The organism is Streptomyces sp. NPDC091289, from assembly GCF_044757365.1.
In the GTDB taxonomy this organism is placed as follows: Bacteria; Actinomycetota; Actinomycetes; order Streptomycetales; family Streptomycetaceae; genus Streptomyces.
In genome coordinates this window covers 23,342-36,792 of the sequence record NZ_JBIVUT010000039.1, presented here as the reverse complement: position 1 = coordinate 36,792, position 13,451 = coordinate 23,342, and the positions used below count along the sequence as shown (strand labels likewise).

Here is a 13,451-nt window from a genome sequence, read left to right as displayed (position 1 = left end):
ATGCCGGTGCCGATGGTGACGGCGCGCGGCAGGTCCGCGGTTCCGTCGCCGCGAGGATGTTCCGATTTACCCGTGATCCATGGCGGACGGCGTCGTTGGTACGTACGGGGGACACCAGGACAGCGTTCACTCCCTCGGTGCGTCCGCGCGAAATCGTACCGACGTGCAACGCAACTGTTACCGCAGGAGGATCAAGAGCCGTGTCCGTGACCGAACCCGCACCGGTGGCGCCGCCCTCCGCGCACGAAGGCATCCTCCGCCGGCAGACCCTGCGCGAATCGGCGGCCCGCACCTACGCGCGGTCCCTGCCGATCGTCCCGGTGCGCGCCCGCGGGCTCACCATCGAGGGCGCGGACGGACGGCGCTATCTGGACTGCCTGTCGGGAGCGGGCACCCTGGCGCTCGGGCACAACCACCCCGTCGTGCTCGAAGCCATCCGCAAGGTCATCGACTCCGGCGCGCCCCTGCACGTGCTGGACCTCGCCACCCCGGTCAAGGACGCCTTCACCACCGAGCTGTTCGCCACGCTGCCCCGGGAGCTCGCCGACAACGCCCGCATCCAGTTCTGCGGCCCCGCCGGCACGGACGCCGTGGAGGCCGCGTTCAAACTGGTCCGCGCCGCGACCGGCCGCACCGGACTACTGACCTTCACCGGCGCCTACCACGGCATGACCGCCGGCGCCCTGGAGGCCTCCGGCGGCGCCACCGACGTACGGGTCACCCGGCTGCCCTTCCCGCAGGACTACCGCTGCCCGTTCGGGACCGGCGGCGAGCGCGGCGCCGCTCTCGCCGCCCGCTGGACCGAACACCTCCTGGACGACCGCAAGGGCGGAGTGCCCGCCCCGGCCGGGATGATCGTGGAGCCGGTCCAGGGCGAGGGCGGCGTCAACCCCGCCCCGGACGCCTGGCTGCGCCGCATGCGCACGATCACCGCGGACCGCTCCATTCCGCTCATCGCCGACGAGGTGCAGACCGGGGTCGGCAGGACCGGCGCCTTCTGGGCCGTCGAGCACAGCGGCGTCGTGCCCGACGTCATGGTCCTCTCCAAGGCGATCGGCGGTTCCCTGCCCCTCGCGGTGATCGTCTACCGCGCTGAGCTGGATCTTTGGCAGCCGGGCGCACACGCGGGTACGTTTCGTGGCAACCAGCTCGCCATGGCGGCGGGCGCGGCCACGCTCGCGTACGTCAGGGAGAATCAACTGGCGGACCGCGCGGCGGTCCTGGGGGCCCGGATGCTCGCCCGTCTCAGGGAACTGAGGGCGCATCACCCGGGCATCGGTGACGTACGGGGGCGGGGACTGATGATCGGCCTGGAGCTGGTGGATCCCGAGAGCGCGCCCCTGCCCGCCGAAGCCGGCGACCCCGCCCCGGCCCCGCCGCCCGACCCGGCCCTCGCCCTCGCCGTCCAGCAGGAATGCCTGCGCCGCGGCCTCATCGTCGAACTGGGCGGCCGGCACGACGCCGTGGTCCGCCTCCTGCCGCCCCTCACCCTCACCGACGAGCAGGCGAGTGCCGTCGTCGACCGTCTCGCCGACGCGCTGGCAGCCGCGACACGCTCCCCGCACCGTCGGACCACCGCCGGGCCGACCACCTGATCCCGGAATCCCCACAAGGAAGAACGCCGTGAACCCCACCCCCGCGTCCGAGGCCGACGGCCCCGGTACCCCCCAGCACCGAGGGCAGGACGGACCGGCCGCCCCCGGCACGGTCGAGGCGACGACCGTGCCCCGTCAGAAATCCGCGCACGCCGGCGACCCGAACCCCTTCGCGTACGGGCCGGGTTCGGTCCCCGAGGCGCCGGCGGACCAGGACCGGGACCAGGAGCGGCGGCCCGACCCGCTCGACGATCCGGACCCGCTGCGGGCCGCCGACGCCGCGGGCACGGAGAGCCTCCTGCGCTGCTGGACCCGGGAGTGCGACCTGCCCCGCCCCGAAGGCGACACCCTGCGCATCGCCTTCCCCGCCAGCGGCACCGCCCTCCTCGTCCCCGTGCACTACTGGTCCGCCACCGGGGCCCACCGCTTCGGCGCGCCCGCCCTGGAGAACGCCCCCGCCGGCGCACCGCCCGCCGACGCCGCCACCGTCGCCGTCCTCATCGGCCGCGAGGGCGGCGAGAGCGGCGCGGGCGATCTGGTCGGCCGGGTCGCCGACTCCGTACGCCACACCGCCGGCTTCATCGAGCAGCGGCGGCGCAGCCCGGCGGACCCCGCCGAGGCCGACCTCTTCCTCACCGCCGAACAGTCCCTGCTGCTCGGGCACCCCCTGCACCCCACGCCCAAGAGCCGCGAAGGCCTCTCCGAATCGGAGTCCCGGCGCTATTCGCCGGAGCTCCACGGCTCCTTCCCGCTCCACTGGTTCGCCGTCGACCGGTCGCTGATCGCCACCGACTCCGCCTGGACCGACGGCGGTCCGGCCACCGCCGAGGAGCTGCTCGCCCCGCACGCCGAAGGGCTGAAGACGCCCCCCGGCACCGTCGCCGTCCCCGTACACCCCTGGCAGGCCGCCGACCTCGTCCACCGCCCCCAGGTCCGGGCCCTCGCGGAGACCGGCCTGCTCCACGACCTCGGCCCGCACGGCGAGCACTGGCACCCCACCTCCTCCATCCGCACCGTGCACCGGCCCGGCGCGCGGGTGATGCTCAAGCTCTCCCTCGGCGTACGCATCACCAACTCCCGCCGGGAGAACCTCCGCAAGGAGCTGCACCGGGGCGTCGAGGTCCACCGCCTCCTGTCGACCGGGCTCGCCGAGCACTGGCAGCGCGAGCACCCCGGCTTCGACATCGTCCGGGACCCCGCCTGGCTCGCCGTCGACGACCCGGAGGGCGCACCCGTCACCGGGCTCGACGTGATGCTCCGCCACAACCCCTTCGGCCCGGGCGACGACGCCGCCTGCATCGCGGGGCTCACCGCCGAGCGCCCCCGGCCCGGCCGGCCCGGCATGCGCTCCCGGCTCGCCGAGGCCGTCTCCTCTCTCGCCGCCCGCACCGGCCGCTCCACCACCGCCGTCTCCGCCGAATGGTTCCGCCGCTATCTGCACCACGTCGTGCGCCCCGTGCTCTGGCTCGACGCCCACGGCGGAGTCGCGCTCGAAGCCCACCAGCAGAACACCCTCGTCCTCCTCGACCCGGACGGCTGGCCCGTCGGCGGCCGCTACCGCGACAACCAGGGCTACTACTTCCGCGAATCCCGCCGCGCCGAGCTGGACCAGCGGCTCCCCGGCATCGGCGCCGTCAGCGACACCTTCGTCTCGGACGCGGTCACCGACGAGCGGTTCGCCTACTACCTCGGCATCAACAACGTCCTCGGCCTGATCGGGGCGTTCGGGGCCCAGCGCCTGGCCGACGAACAGGAACTCCTCACCGTCCTGCGCCAATTCCTCACCGAGACCGCGGAACTGGGCTCGCCCCTGCCCGCGTATCTCCTTCAGAACCGTCAACTGCGCTGCAAGGCCAACCTGCTGACCCGGCTGCACGGACTCGACGAGCTGGTCGGACCGGTCGACACCCAGTCCGTGTACGTCACCATCGCCAACCCCCTGCACAACTGAGCACCCGCACCAGGCAGACTCCGAGCGCACCCGTCCCGGAGCAGCCCACCGACCGCACCCGGTCCAGAGAGGAGAGCGCCACCGTGCCTCCCGCCGACGCCTCAGCGGAACCCGGCGCCGCGCCCGACGGCGGGAGCACCGGCGTCGAGGACACCCTCGACCTGAAGCTCACCGAGGAGCTCCTCGCCCTGATCGCCGAGGAGCGGAACGCCGGTGCGCCCCCCGCGTCCGCCCCCGGTGAGCTGCTGGGGGATCCGGGCGCCTGGCCGCCGGCGGCCACGGAGGCGGGGGAGTTCCGGCTGCTGCCCGTCCGGCCGGAGCGCGATCTCGCCGTCCTCAGCCGCTGGATGAACGACCCCGCCGTGGCGGCCTTCTGGGAGCTCGCCGGACCGGAGTCCGTCACCGCCGACCACCTCAGGCCCCAGCTCGAAGGGGACGGACGCAGCATCCCCTGCCTCGGCGTGCTCGACGGCACGCCCATGAGCTACTGGGAGATCTACCGCGCCGACCTCGACCCGCTGGCCCGCCACTACCCGGCCCGCCCCCACGACACCGGTGTCCACCTCCTCATCGGGGGCGTGAAGAACCGGGGCCGGGGCGTGGGAACCACCCTGCTCCGCGCCGTCGCCGACCTCGTCCTGGACAACCTTCCGCGCTGCGGCCGGGTCGTCGCCGAGCCGGACCTGCGCAACACCCCATCCGTATCCGCGTTCCTCAGCGCCGGCTTCCGCTTCTCCGCCGAAGTGGATCTCCCCGACAAACGCGCCGCGCTGATGATCCGCGACCGAACGTACCGAGCCCAGCTGTGACTTACTCGCCGCTCTTTCCACACCGCTCGAACCTCATAGGTTCCCTCCGGAGGAGTCCCCGTGCCGACATATCCCGCGAGCCGTGATTCAGCCGAGTCCCCGCAGCTGTTCAGCCCTCCGGAGCTGAACCGGCAGATCTGGGACCGGGCCGCAGCACGGCTCCTCGCCAAGATGCTCGGCGAGTTCGCCTACGAGAAGATCATCGAGCCGGTCCCGGGGCCCGGGACCGGCGGACTCCACCGGCTGACCCTCGACGACGGGGGAGTGCTCGCCTTCACCGCCCGGCGCGGCGTCTACGGCAGCTGGCGCGTCGACCCCGACTCGATCGAGATCACCGCGCAGCCCCCGGCCGCCGCGCACACCGGCGCACCGCACAACGGCTCACCGGCCCCCGCGCCCGCCGGCATACAGTCCAGCGGCTCACCGACCGCAGGATCCGGCGACGCGCAGTCCAACGGCTCCGCCACCGCCACCGGACCCCGGCCGTTCCGCGACCCGCTGACCTTCCTCACCCGGGCCCGGGGACTCCTCGGACTCGACGGCACCACCCTCGGCCATCTCATCCGCGAACTGACCCTGACCCTGTCCGCCGACGCCCGGCTCGACCACACCGCGCTCACCGCGGACCGCCTCGCCGCCCTGGACTACGCGGAGCTGGAAGGCCATCAGACCGGCCACCCCTGGCTGGTGGCGAGCAAGGGACGGCTCGGCTTCTCCGCCGCCGACGCCGCCCGCTTCACCCCCGAGACCCGCAGCCCGCTCCGGCTGCCGTGGATCGCGGTCAGCACCCGCATCGCGCAGTACCGGGGCGTGGGCCGCCTCACCACCCCCGACCAGCTGTACGCCGGTGAGCTCGACCAGGACGTCCGGGACGCCTTCGCCGAGGAGCTGCGGGCCCGGGGACACGACCCGCGGGACTACCTCTACCTCCCCGTCCACCCCTGGCAGTGGGACGAGTGGATCGTGCCGCTCTTCGCCCCGGCCATCGCCGACGGCGACATCGTGGCCCTGCACACCGACGGGGACGCCCGCCTCCCGCAGCAGTCCATCCGCACGTTCGCCAACGTGGAACGGCCCGAGCGGCACACCGTGAAGCTCCCGCTCTCCATCCTCAACACCCTGGTCTGGCGCGGCCTGCCGACCGAGCGGACCCTCGCGGCCCCCGCGGTCACCGCCTGGGTCCAGGGGCTGTGCGAGAGCGACCCGTTCCTGCGCGACACCTGCCGGGTGGTCCTCCTCGGCGAGGTCGCCTCCGTCGCCGTCGAGCATCCGCTGTACGACCACCTCCCGGAAGCGCCCTACCAGTACAAGGAAATCCTCGGCGCGATCTGGCGGGAGCCCCTGCCGCCCCGCCTCGCCCCGGGCGAACGCGCCCGTACGCTCGCCTCGCTCCTCCATACGGATCCGGCGGGCCGCGCGTTCACCGCCGAGCTGGTCGAGCGCTCCGGACTGTCCCCGGACGTCTGGCTCAAGCGGCTCTTCGCCGCCCTGCTGCCGCCCCTGCTGCACTTCCTCTACCGCTACGGCACCGTCTTCTCCCCGCACGGCGAGAACGCCATCGTCGTGTTCGACGAGAACGACGTGCCCGTACGGCTCGCGATCAAGGACTTCGTCGACGACGTCAACGTCAGCGCCCGTCCGCTGCCGGAGCACGACACCATGCCCGACGAGGTACGCGCCGTCCTCCTCACCGAGGAGCCGTCCTTCCTCACCCAGTTCATCCACTCCGGACTCTTCGTCGGCGTCTTCCGCTACCTCTCCCCCCTGTGCGAGGAGCAGCTCGGCGTCTCCGAGGACACGTTCTGGTCACTCGTCCGGGCGGAGATCGTGCGCCACCACGCCCGCTTCCCGGAGCTGAAGGAGCGGTTCGAGCTGTTCGACATGCTCACCCCCGAGATCGAACGCCTCTGTCTGAACCGCAACCGCCTGCATGTCGACGGCTACCGGGACCGGGCCAGCCGCCCGCACGCGGCGATCCACGGCACGGTTCCCAACCCGTTGCACCCCTCCGCCCGCGTCCGGGAGTGACCGCCGTTGTCAGTGGTGCGCCGTAGGGTGGTCGGGCTATGACGAAGCCATCCCTCCCCGAGCTCCTGCACGCCGCCGTCACCGCCGTCGGCGGTACGGAAAGGCCCGGCCAGGTCACCATGGCCGAAGCCGTCGCCGAGGCTGTCGACGACCAATCCCACCTGCTCGTCCAGGCCGGCACCGGTACGGGCAAGTCGCTCGGCTATCTGGTGCCGGCCCTGGCGCACGGGGAGCGGGTCGTCGTGGCCACGGCCACCCTCGCCCTCCAGCGCCAGCTGGTGGAGCGGGACCTGCCGCGTACGGTCGACTCCCTGCATCCGCTGCTGCGCCGCCGCCCACAGTTCGCCATGCTCAAGGGCCGGTCGAACTACCTCTGTCTGCACCGGCTCCACGAAGGGGTTCCGCAGGACGAGGAGGAGGGGCTGTTCGACCAGTTCGAGGCGGCGGCCCCGTCCAGCAAGCTGGGGCAGGACCTGCTGCGGCTGCGGGACTGGTCGGACGAGACGGAGACCGGCGACCGGGACGATCTGACCCCCGGCGTCTCGGACCGGGCCTGGGCGCAGATCTCGGTCTCCTCGCGCGAGTGCCTGGGCGCGACGAAGTGCGCGTACGGCGCGGAGTGCTTCGCCGAGGCGGCCCGCGAGCGCGCCAAGCTCGCGGACGTGGTCGTCACCAACCACGCCCTGCTCGCGATCGACGCCATCGAGGGCGCGCCGGTGCTGCCCTCGCACGAGGTGCTGATCGTCGACGAGGCCCATGAGCTGGTCTCCCGGGTCACCGGCGTCGCCACCGGCGAGCTCACCCCCGCCCAGGTCAACCGCGCGGTCCGCCGTGCGGCGAAGCTGGTCAACGAGAAGGCCGCCGACGCCCTCCAGACCGCGGCCGAGGGCTTCGAGCGGGTCATGGAGCTGGCGCTCCCGGGCCGTCTCGAGGAGGTGCCCGAGGACCTCGGGTACGCACTGATGGCGCTGCGCGACGCGGCGCGCACGGTGATCTCCGCGATCGGCGCCACCCGGGACAAGTCGGTCGAGGACGAGAACGCCGTACGCAAGCAGGCCCTGGCCGCGGTCGAGTCGATCCACGGCGTCGCCGAGCGCATCGCCCAGGGCTCCGAGTACGACGTCGTCTGGTACGAGCAGCACGACCGGTTCGGAGCCTCCGTCCGGGTCGCCCCGCTCTCCGTCTCCGGGCTGCTGCGCGAGAAGCTCTTCGCCGAGCGGTCCGTGGTGCTGACCTCGGCCACCCTCAAGCTCGGCGGCGATTTCAACGGGGTGGGCGCGTCCCTCGGGCTGGCCCCCGAGGGCACGGCGGGCGAGGACGTCCCGCAGTGGAAGGGGCTGGACGTCGGTTCCCCGTTCGACTATCCGAAGCAGGGCATCCTCTATGTCGCCCGGCATCTGAACACCCCGGGGCGCGAGGGATCGCGTACGGACATGCTGGACGAGCTCGCCGAGCTGGTGGATGCGGCCGGCGGCCGCACGCTCGGGCTGTTCTCCTCGATGCGGGGGGCCAAGGCGGCGGCCGAGGAGCTGCGCGGCCGGATGGACCGGCCGATCCTGCTCCAGGGCGAGGAGACGCTCGGGGAGCTGATCAAGAACTTCGCGGCCGACCCGGAGACCTGCCTCTTCGGCACCCTGTCGCTCTGGCAGGGCGTCGATGTCCCGGGGGCGAGCTGTCAGCTGGTGGTCATGGACCGGATTCCGTTCCCCCGGCCCGACGATCCGCTGATGAGCGCCCGGCAGAAGGCGGTCGAGGAGGCGGGCGGCAACGGCTTCATGGCGGTGGCGGCGACGCATGCCGCTCTGCTGATGGCCCAGGGGGCGGGCCGGCTGGTCCGCGCCACGGGCGACAAGGGCGTCGTCGCCGTGCTGGACCCGAGGCTCGCCAACGCGCGGTACGGAAGCTATCTGCGCGCCTCGCTGCCGGACTTCTGGTACACGACGGACCGGAACCAGGCGCGCCGCTCCCTGGCCGCCATCGACGCGAAGGCCAAGGCCGAGGAGGCGTAGACGGAAGGGAAAGGGTCCCGGGGGCAAGGCAAAGCCCCGGGACCGACGTCATGATCGACGTCCTAGGCAGAGATCCCGGGGCGGACGAGCCGTGACCGACGCTTCCGTCTCCTCAGACCCGCCGCAGCACCGCCACCACCTTGCCCAGGATGGTCGCCTCGTCGCCGGGGATCGGCTGGTACGCGGCGTTGTGCGGGAGCAGCCATACGTGACCGTCCTCCCGGCGGAAGCGCTTGACCGTCGCCTCGCCGTCGAGCATGGCGGCGACGATGTCCCCGTTCTCCGCGACGGGCTGGCGGCGGACGGTGACCCAGTCGCCGTCACAGATCGCGGCCTCGATCATCGAGTCGCCGACGACCTTCAGGACGAACAGCTCACCGTCGCCGACGAGCTGGCGGGGGAGCGGGAAGACGTCCTCGACGGACTCCTCCGCGAGGATCGGGCCACCGGCCGCGATCCGGCCCACCAGCGGCACATAGGACGCGGCGGGCTTGCCCGTCGTGTCGGTCGGCTGGGTGCTGGGCTGGTCCGATCCGCGCACCTCGTAGGCGCGGGGCCGGTGCGGGTCCCGGCGGAGGAAGCCCTTGCGCTCCAGCGCCATCAGCTGATGGGCGACGGACGAGGTGCTGGACAGGCCCACCGCCTGACCGATCTCCCGCATGGAGGGCGGGTATCCGCGCCGCTGCACGGAGTCGCGGATGACCTCGATGACCCGCCGTTGCCGGTCGGTGAGGCCCGAGCTGTCCGCCCGGATACCGGGAGGCCTGCCGGGCATGGAACGTCCCGGGCGTGCGGGCTCGGACCCGTCCGTGTTCGTGACTGAGTCATTCATGGCATGCACCGGCTCAAGTCGGCTCTGGGAGCGGTGGTCCCGGGCGGTGATGGTGGCACTGTCTGCGGTGGTGGTCACGTCGGCCCCTCTCGAATGTTCTCCCTAGCTGGACAACGGTAGTAGCTTTCGAAAGGTTGCGCCAAACACACGTTCGAGTGAAAAACGAATAAAGGGGTGCCGCGGTGCTACCGACAGGTGTATGAGCGGCAGGTCGGGGTTCGCGCGCGGCCTCCGGGGAGGCCGCAGGTGGTCTGTGCGGAGGGTCGTACGCGGTCCCCGCGAAGACCTGCCGCGGTCCCGGACCGAGTCTTTCATCCGGACCCGTGCGCCGGAGCCCCGGCGGCTCGGCGGCCCCGCGTTTCCCGTACCCTCTTCCCTGGCCCACGCTCCCCCCGAACGGCCTCCGACCGAGGTCCGGCGCGCGACACGCGATAGGGCCGAAAACGCGACTCAACCCTAGATCTAGTGGTTGGATTGCTCCAGTCACCCAGAAGTTGTGGTCTCGGTTCAAACGCGCCGTGGGCATCGCCTATGCTGGGAACTGCTTCCAGGGGCCCGGACAAGGCCCTGAAGAGGCTATTCAGTCGTGCGTGTGAAGGAGGGTTGGGAGCCATGCACTGCCCCTTCTGCAGGCACCCCGACAGCAGGGTCGTCGACAGTCGCACCACCGACGACGGGACGTCGATCCGTCGCCGCCGGCAGTGCCCCGACTGTTCCCGCCGTTTCACCACGGTGGAGACCTGCTCGCTGATGGTGGTCAAGCGCAGCGGCGTGACCGAGCCCTTCAGTCGCACCAAGGTCATCTCCGGCGTCCGCAAGGCATGCCAGGGGCGACCCGTCACGGAGGACGCCCTCGCCAAGCTCGGCCAGCGGGTCGAGGAGGCGGTGCGCGCCACCGGCAGCGCCGAGCTGACCACCCACGACGTGGGACTGGCCATCCTCGGCCCCCTGCAGGAACTCGACCTCGTCGCGTACCTGCGCTTCGCGTCCGTGTACCGGGCGTTCGATTCCCTGGAAGACTTCGAGGCCGCCATCGTGGAACTGCGTGCGCAGCGGCCTTCCGCAGAGGACTGCGGGAGCGGCGAGACCCTTGAGGTCCCCGCCCCCGCCATTGCCGCCGACTGAGAGCGGTACCCGCCCGGGACGCCCGTGCCCGCAGACGTATCTCTGCGGACCGGCGGCAGGGCGACATGAGATGTGCTTCCGGCTGCCGAGTGCGGCTTCCGGAGCATCGGACACACATTGTGCCTGGGAAGATCTGGGCACTTCAGGGCGTTTTCGCCCACATATGGGAGGCGGCATGACAGAGACGGCGAGCGGCCCGGCACGAGGTTCCCGCACCAAGGGCGCCAAGGCGAGCAAGGGTCTGCGTATCGAGCGCATCCACACCAACCCCGGCGTGCATCCGTACGACGAGGTGGCGTGGGAGCGCCGTGACGTCGTCATGACCAATTGGCGCGACGGCTCGATCAACTTCGAGCAGCGTGGCGTCGAGTTCCCCGACTTCTGGTCGGTGAACGCGGTCAACATCGTCACCAGCAAGTACTTCCGCGGCGCTGTCGGCACGCCGCAGCGCGAGACCGGTCTCAAGCAGCTGATCGACCGGATCGTGAAGACGTACCGCAAGGCCGGTGAGGAGAACAGCTACTTCGCCTCTCCCGCGGACGCCGAGATCTTCGAGCACGAGCTGGCGTACGCCCTCCTGCACCAGGTCTTCAGCTTCAACTCCCCGGTCTGGTTCAACGTCGGCACGCCCCAGCCGCAGCAGGTCTCCGCCTGCTTCATCCTGGCCGTCGACGACTCCATGGAGTCGATCCTCGACTGGTACAAGGAAGAGGGCATGATCTTCAAGGGCGGCTCCGGCGCCGGCCTGAACCTCTCCCGTATCCGCTCCTCCAAGGAGCTCCTCTCCTCCGGCGGCAACGCCTCGGGACCGGTCTCGTTCATGCGCGGCGCCGACGCGTCCGCCGGAACGATCAAGTCGGGCGGCGCCACCCGCCGCGCGGCCAAGATGGTCATTCTCGACGTCGACCACCCCGACATCGAGAACTTCATCGAGACCAAGGTCAAGGAGGAGGAGAAGATCCGCGCCCTCCGTGACGCGGGCTTCGACATGGACCTGGGCGGCGACGACATCACGTCCGTCCAGTACCAGAACGCCAACAACTCGGTCCGGGTGAACGACGAGTTCATGAAGGCCGTCGAGGCGGGCGGCAAGTTCGGCCTGCGCGCCCGGATGACCGGCGACATCATCGAAGAGGTCGAGGCGAAGTCCCTCTTCCGCAAGATGGCCGAGGCCGCCTGGGCCTGCGCCGACCCGGGCATCCAGTACGACGACACCATCAACGCCTGGCACACCTGCCCGGAGTCCGGCCGGATCAACGGCTCGAACCCGTGCAGCGAGTACATGCACCTGGACAACACCTCGTGCAACCTCGCCTCGCTGAACCTGATGAAGTTCCTCAAGGACGACGGTCTGGGTCACCAGTCCTTCGAGTCCGAGCGCTTCGCCAAGGTCGTCGAGCTGGTCATCACCGCGATGGACATCTCGATCTGCTTCGCGGACTTCCCCACGCAGAAGATCGGCGAGAACACCCGCGCCTACCGCCAGCTGGGCATCGGCTACGCCAACCTCGGCGCCCTGCTGATGGCCACCGGTCACGCGTACGACAGCGACGGCGGCCGCGCCCTGGCCGGCGCCATCACCTCGCTGATGACCGGTACCTCCTACCGGCGCTCCGCCGAACTGGCCGCGGTCGTCGGCCCGTACGACGGCTACGCCCGCAACGCCGAGCCGCACCAGCGCGTCATGAAGCAGCACTCCGACGCCAACGCCAAGGCCGTCCACGTCGACGACCTCGACTCGCCGGTCTGGGCCGCCGCGACGGAGGCCTGGCAGGACGTGATCCGGCTCGGCGCGAAGAACGGCTTCCGCAACGCGCAGGCCTCGGTCATCGCGCCCACCGGCACCATCGGTCTCGCGATGTCCTGCGACACCACCGGTCTGGAGCCCGACCTCGCCCTGGTCAAGTTCAAGAAGCTGGTCGGCGGCGGCTCGATGCAGATCGTCAACGGCACGGTGCCGCAGGCGCTGCGCCGCCTCGGCTACCAGCCGGAGCAGATCGAGGCGATCGTCGCCCACATCGCCGAGAACGGCAACGTGGTCGACGCCCCGGGTCTGAAGACCGAGCACTACAGCGTCTTCGACTGCGCGATGGGCGAGCGCTCCATCTCCGCGATGGGCCACGTCCGGATGATGGCGGCCATCCAGCCGTGGATCTCCGGCGCGCTCTCCAAGACGGTGAACCTCCCCGAGACGGCCACCGTCGAGGACGTCGAAGAGGTCTACTTCGAGGCGTGGAAGATGGGCGTCAAGGCGCTCGCGATCTACCGCGACAACTGCAAGGTCGGCCAGCCCCTCTCCGCCAAGACCAAGGACAAGGAGAAGGAAGCGGTCACCGCGAAGGCCGAGGAGACCATCCGTACGGCGGTCGAGAAGGTCGTCGAGTACCGCCCGGTCCGCAAGCGTCTCCCCAAGGGCCGTCCCGGCATCACCACCTCCTTCACGGTGGGCGGCGCCGAGGGCTACATGACCGCCAACTCCTACCCGGACGACGGTCTCGGCGAGGTCTTCCTGAAGATGTCCAAGCAGGGCTCGACCCTCGCGGGCATGATGGACGCCTTCTCCATCGCCGTCTCGGTCGGTCTGCAGTACGGCGTCCCGCTGGAGACGTACGTCTCGAAGTTCACCAACATGCGCTTCGAGCCGGCCGGTATGACGGACGACCCGGACGTGCGGATGGCGCAGTCGATCGTCGACTACATCTTCCGTCGCCTGGCGCTCGACTTCCTGCCGTTCGAGACCCGCTCGGCCCTCGGCATCCACTCCGCCGAGGAGCGTCAGCGGCACCTGGACACCGGCAGTTACGAGCCGTCGTTCGAGTCGGACGGCCTGGACGCGGGCAGCCTCACCCAGCCGGCCCCGGTCCACGCCGAGCCCCTGAAGGTGGTGGCGGCTCCCCAGGAGACCGCCGTGAAGCCCGCGCCGAAGACGGCGCACACCTCGGCCGAACTGGTCGAGATGCAGCTCGGCATCAGCGCCGACGCCCCGCTCTGCTTCTCCTGCGGTACGAAGATGCAGCGCGCCGGCTCCTGCTACATCTGCGAGGGCTGCGGCTCGACGAGCGGCTGCAGCTGACGACGTGCGGAACCGCGTCGGACGCACGG

Annotated in this window: 8 protein-coding genes; 7 read left to right on the top strand and 1 reads right to left on the bottom strand. The window is 71.1% G+C overall.

What is annotated here, in order from left to right; genetic code table 11:
• The first annotated feature begins 200 nt into the window (after positions 1 to 200).
• The 5 genes from ACIQPT_RS35970 to ACIQPT_RS35950 all read left to right on the top strand — a co-directional run bounded on the left by ACIQPT_RS35970 (position 201) and on the right by ACIQPT_RS35950 (position 8,392).
• On the top strand, positions 201 to 1,595 hold the full coding sequence (locus ACIQPT_RS35970; protein WP_401162339.1) for a diaminobutyrate--2-oxoglutarate transaminase family protein: 1,395 nt from the start codon (positions 201 to 203) through the stop codon (positions 1,593 to 1,595).
• A gap of 28 nt (positions 1,596 to 1,623) precedes the next feature.
• Positions 1,624 to 3,546 (top strand): IucA/IucC family protein, encoded by a 1,923-nt coding sequence (locus ACIQPT_RS35965; RefSeq protein ID WP_401162338.1) that lies wholly within the window; start codon positions 1,624 to 1,626, stop codon positions 3,544 to 3,546.
• An 83-nt stretch (positions 3,547 to 3,629) separates the two neighbouring features.
• Complete coding sequence (locus ACIQPT_RS35960) at positions 3,630 to 4,355, top strand: GNAT family N-acetyltransferase (protein WP_401162336.1); 726 nt, start codon at positions 3,630 to 3,632, stop codon at positions 4,353 to 4,355.
• A 60-nt stretch (positions 4,356 to 4,415) separates the two neighbouring features.
• On the top strand, positions 4,416 to 6,383 hold the full coding sequence (locus ACIQPT_RS35955) for an IucA/IucC family protein (protein ID WP_401162335.1): 1,968 nt from the start codon (positions 4,416 to 4,418) through the stop codon (positions 6,381 to 6,383).
• A 38-nt stretch (positions 6,384 to 6,421) separates the two neighbouring features.
• Entirely contained in the window at positions 6,422 to 8,392 is a 1,971-nt protein-coding gene (locus tag ACIQPT_RS35950) for an ATP-dependent DNA helicase (protein ID WP_401162333.1), read from the top strand.
• 112 nt (positions 8,393 to 8,504) lie between these two features.
• Here ACIQPT_RS35950 and lexA read toward each other — a convergent pair whose 3' ends face one another.
• A complete protein-coding gene (gene lexA / locus ACIQPT_RS35945; RefSeq protein WP_274033980.1) occupies positions 8,505 to 9,302 on the bottom strand; it encodes a transcriptional repressor LexA in 798 nt (265 codons plus the stop codon).
• A gap of 534 nt (positions 9,303 to 9,836) precedes the next feature.
• On the opposite strand from lexA, the gene nrdR reads away from it, so the two are divergent.
• Both nrdR and ACIQPT_RS35935 read left to right on the top strand, forming a co-directional pair.
• On the top strand, positions 9,837 to 10,349 hold the full coding sequence (nrdR, locus tag ACIQPT_RS35940) for a transcriptional regulator NrdR (RefSeq protein ID WP_030577138.1): 513 nt from the start codon (positions 9,837 to 9,839) through the stop codon (positions 10,347 to 10,349).
• A gap of 175 nt (positions 10,350 to 10,524) precedes the next feature.
• Complete coding sequence (locus tag ACIQPT_RS35935) at positions 10,525 to 13,422, top strand: vitamin B12-dependent ribonucleotide reductase (protein ID WP_401162331.1); 2,898 nt, start codon at positions 10,525 to 10,527, stop codon at positions 13,420 to 13,422.
• Positions 13,423 to 13,451: the final 29 nt, after the last annotated feature.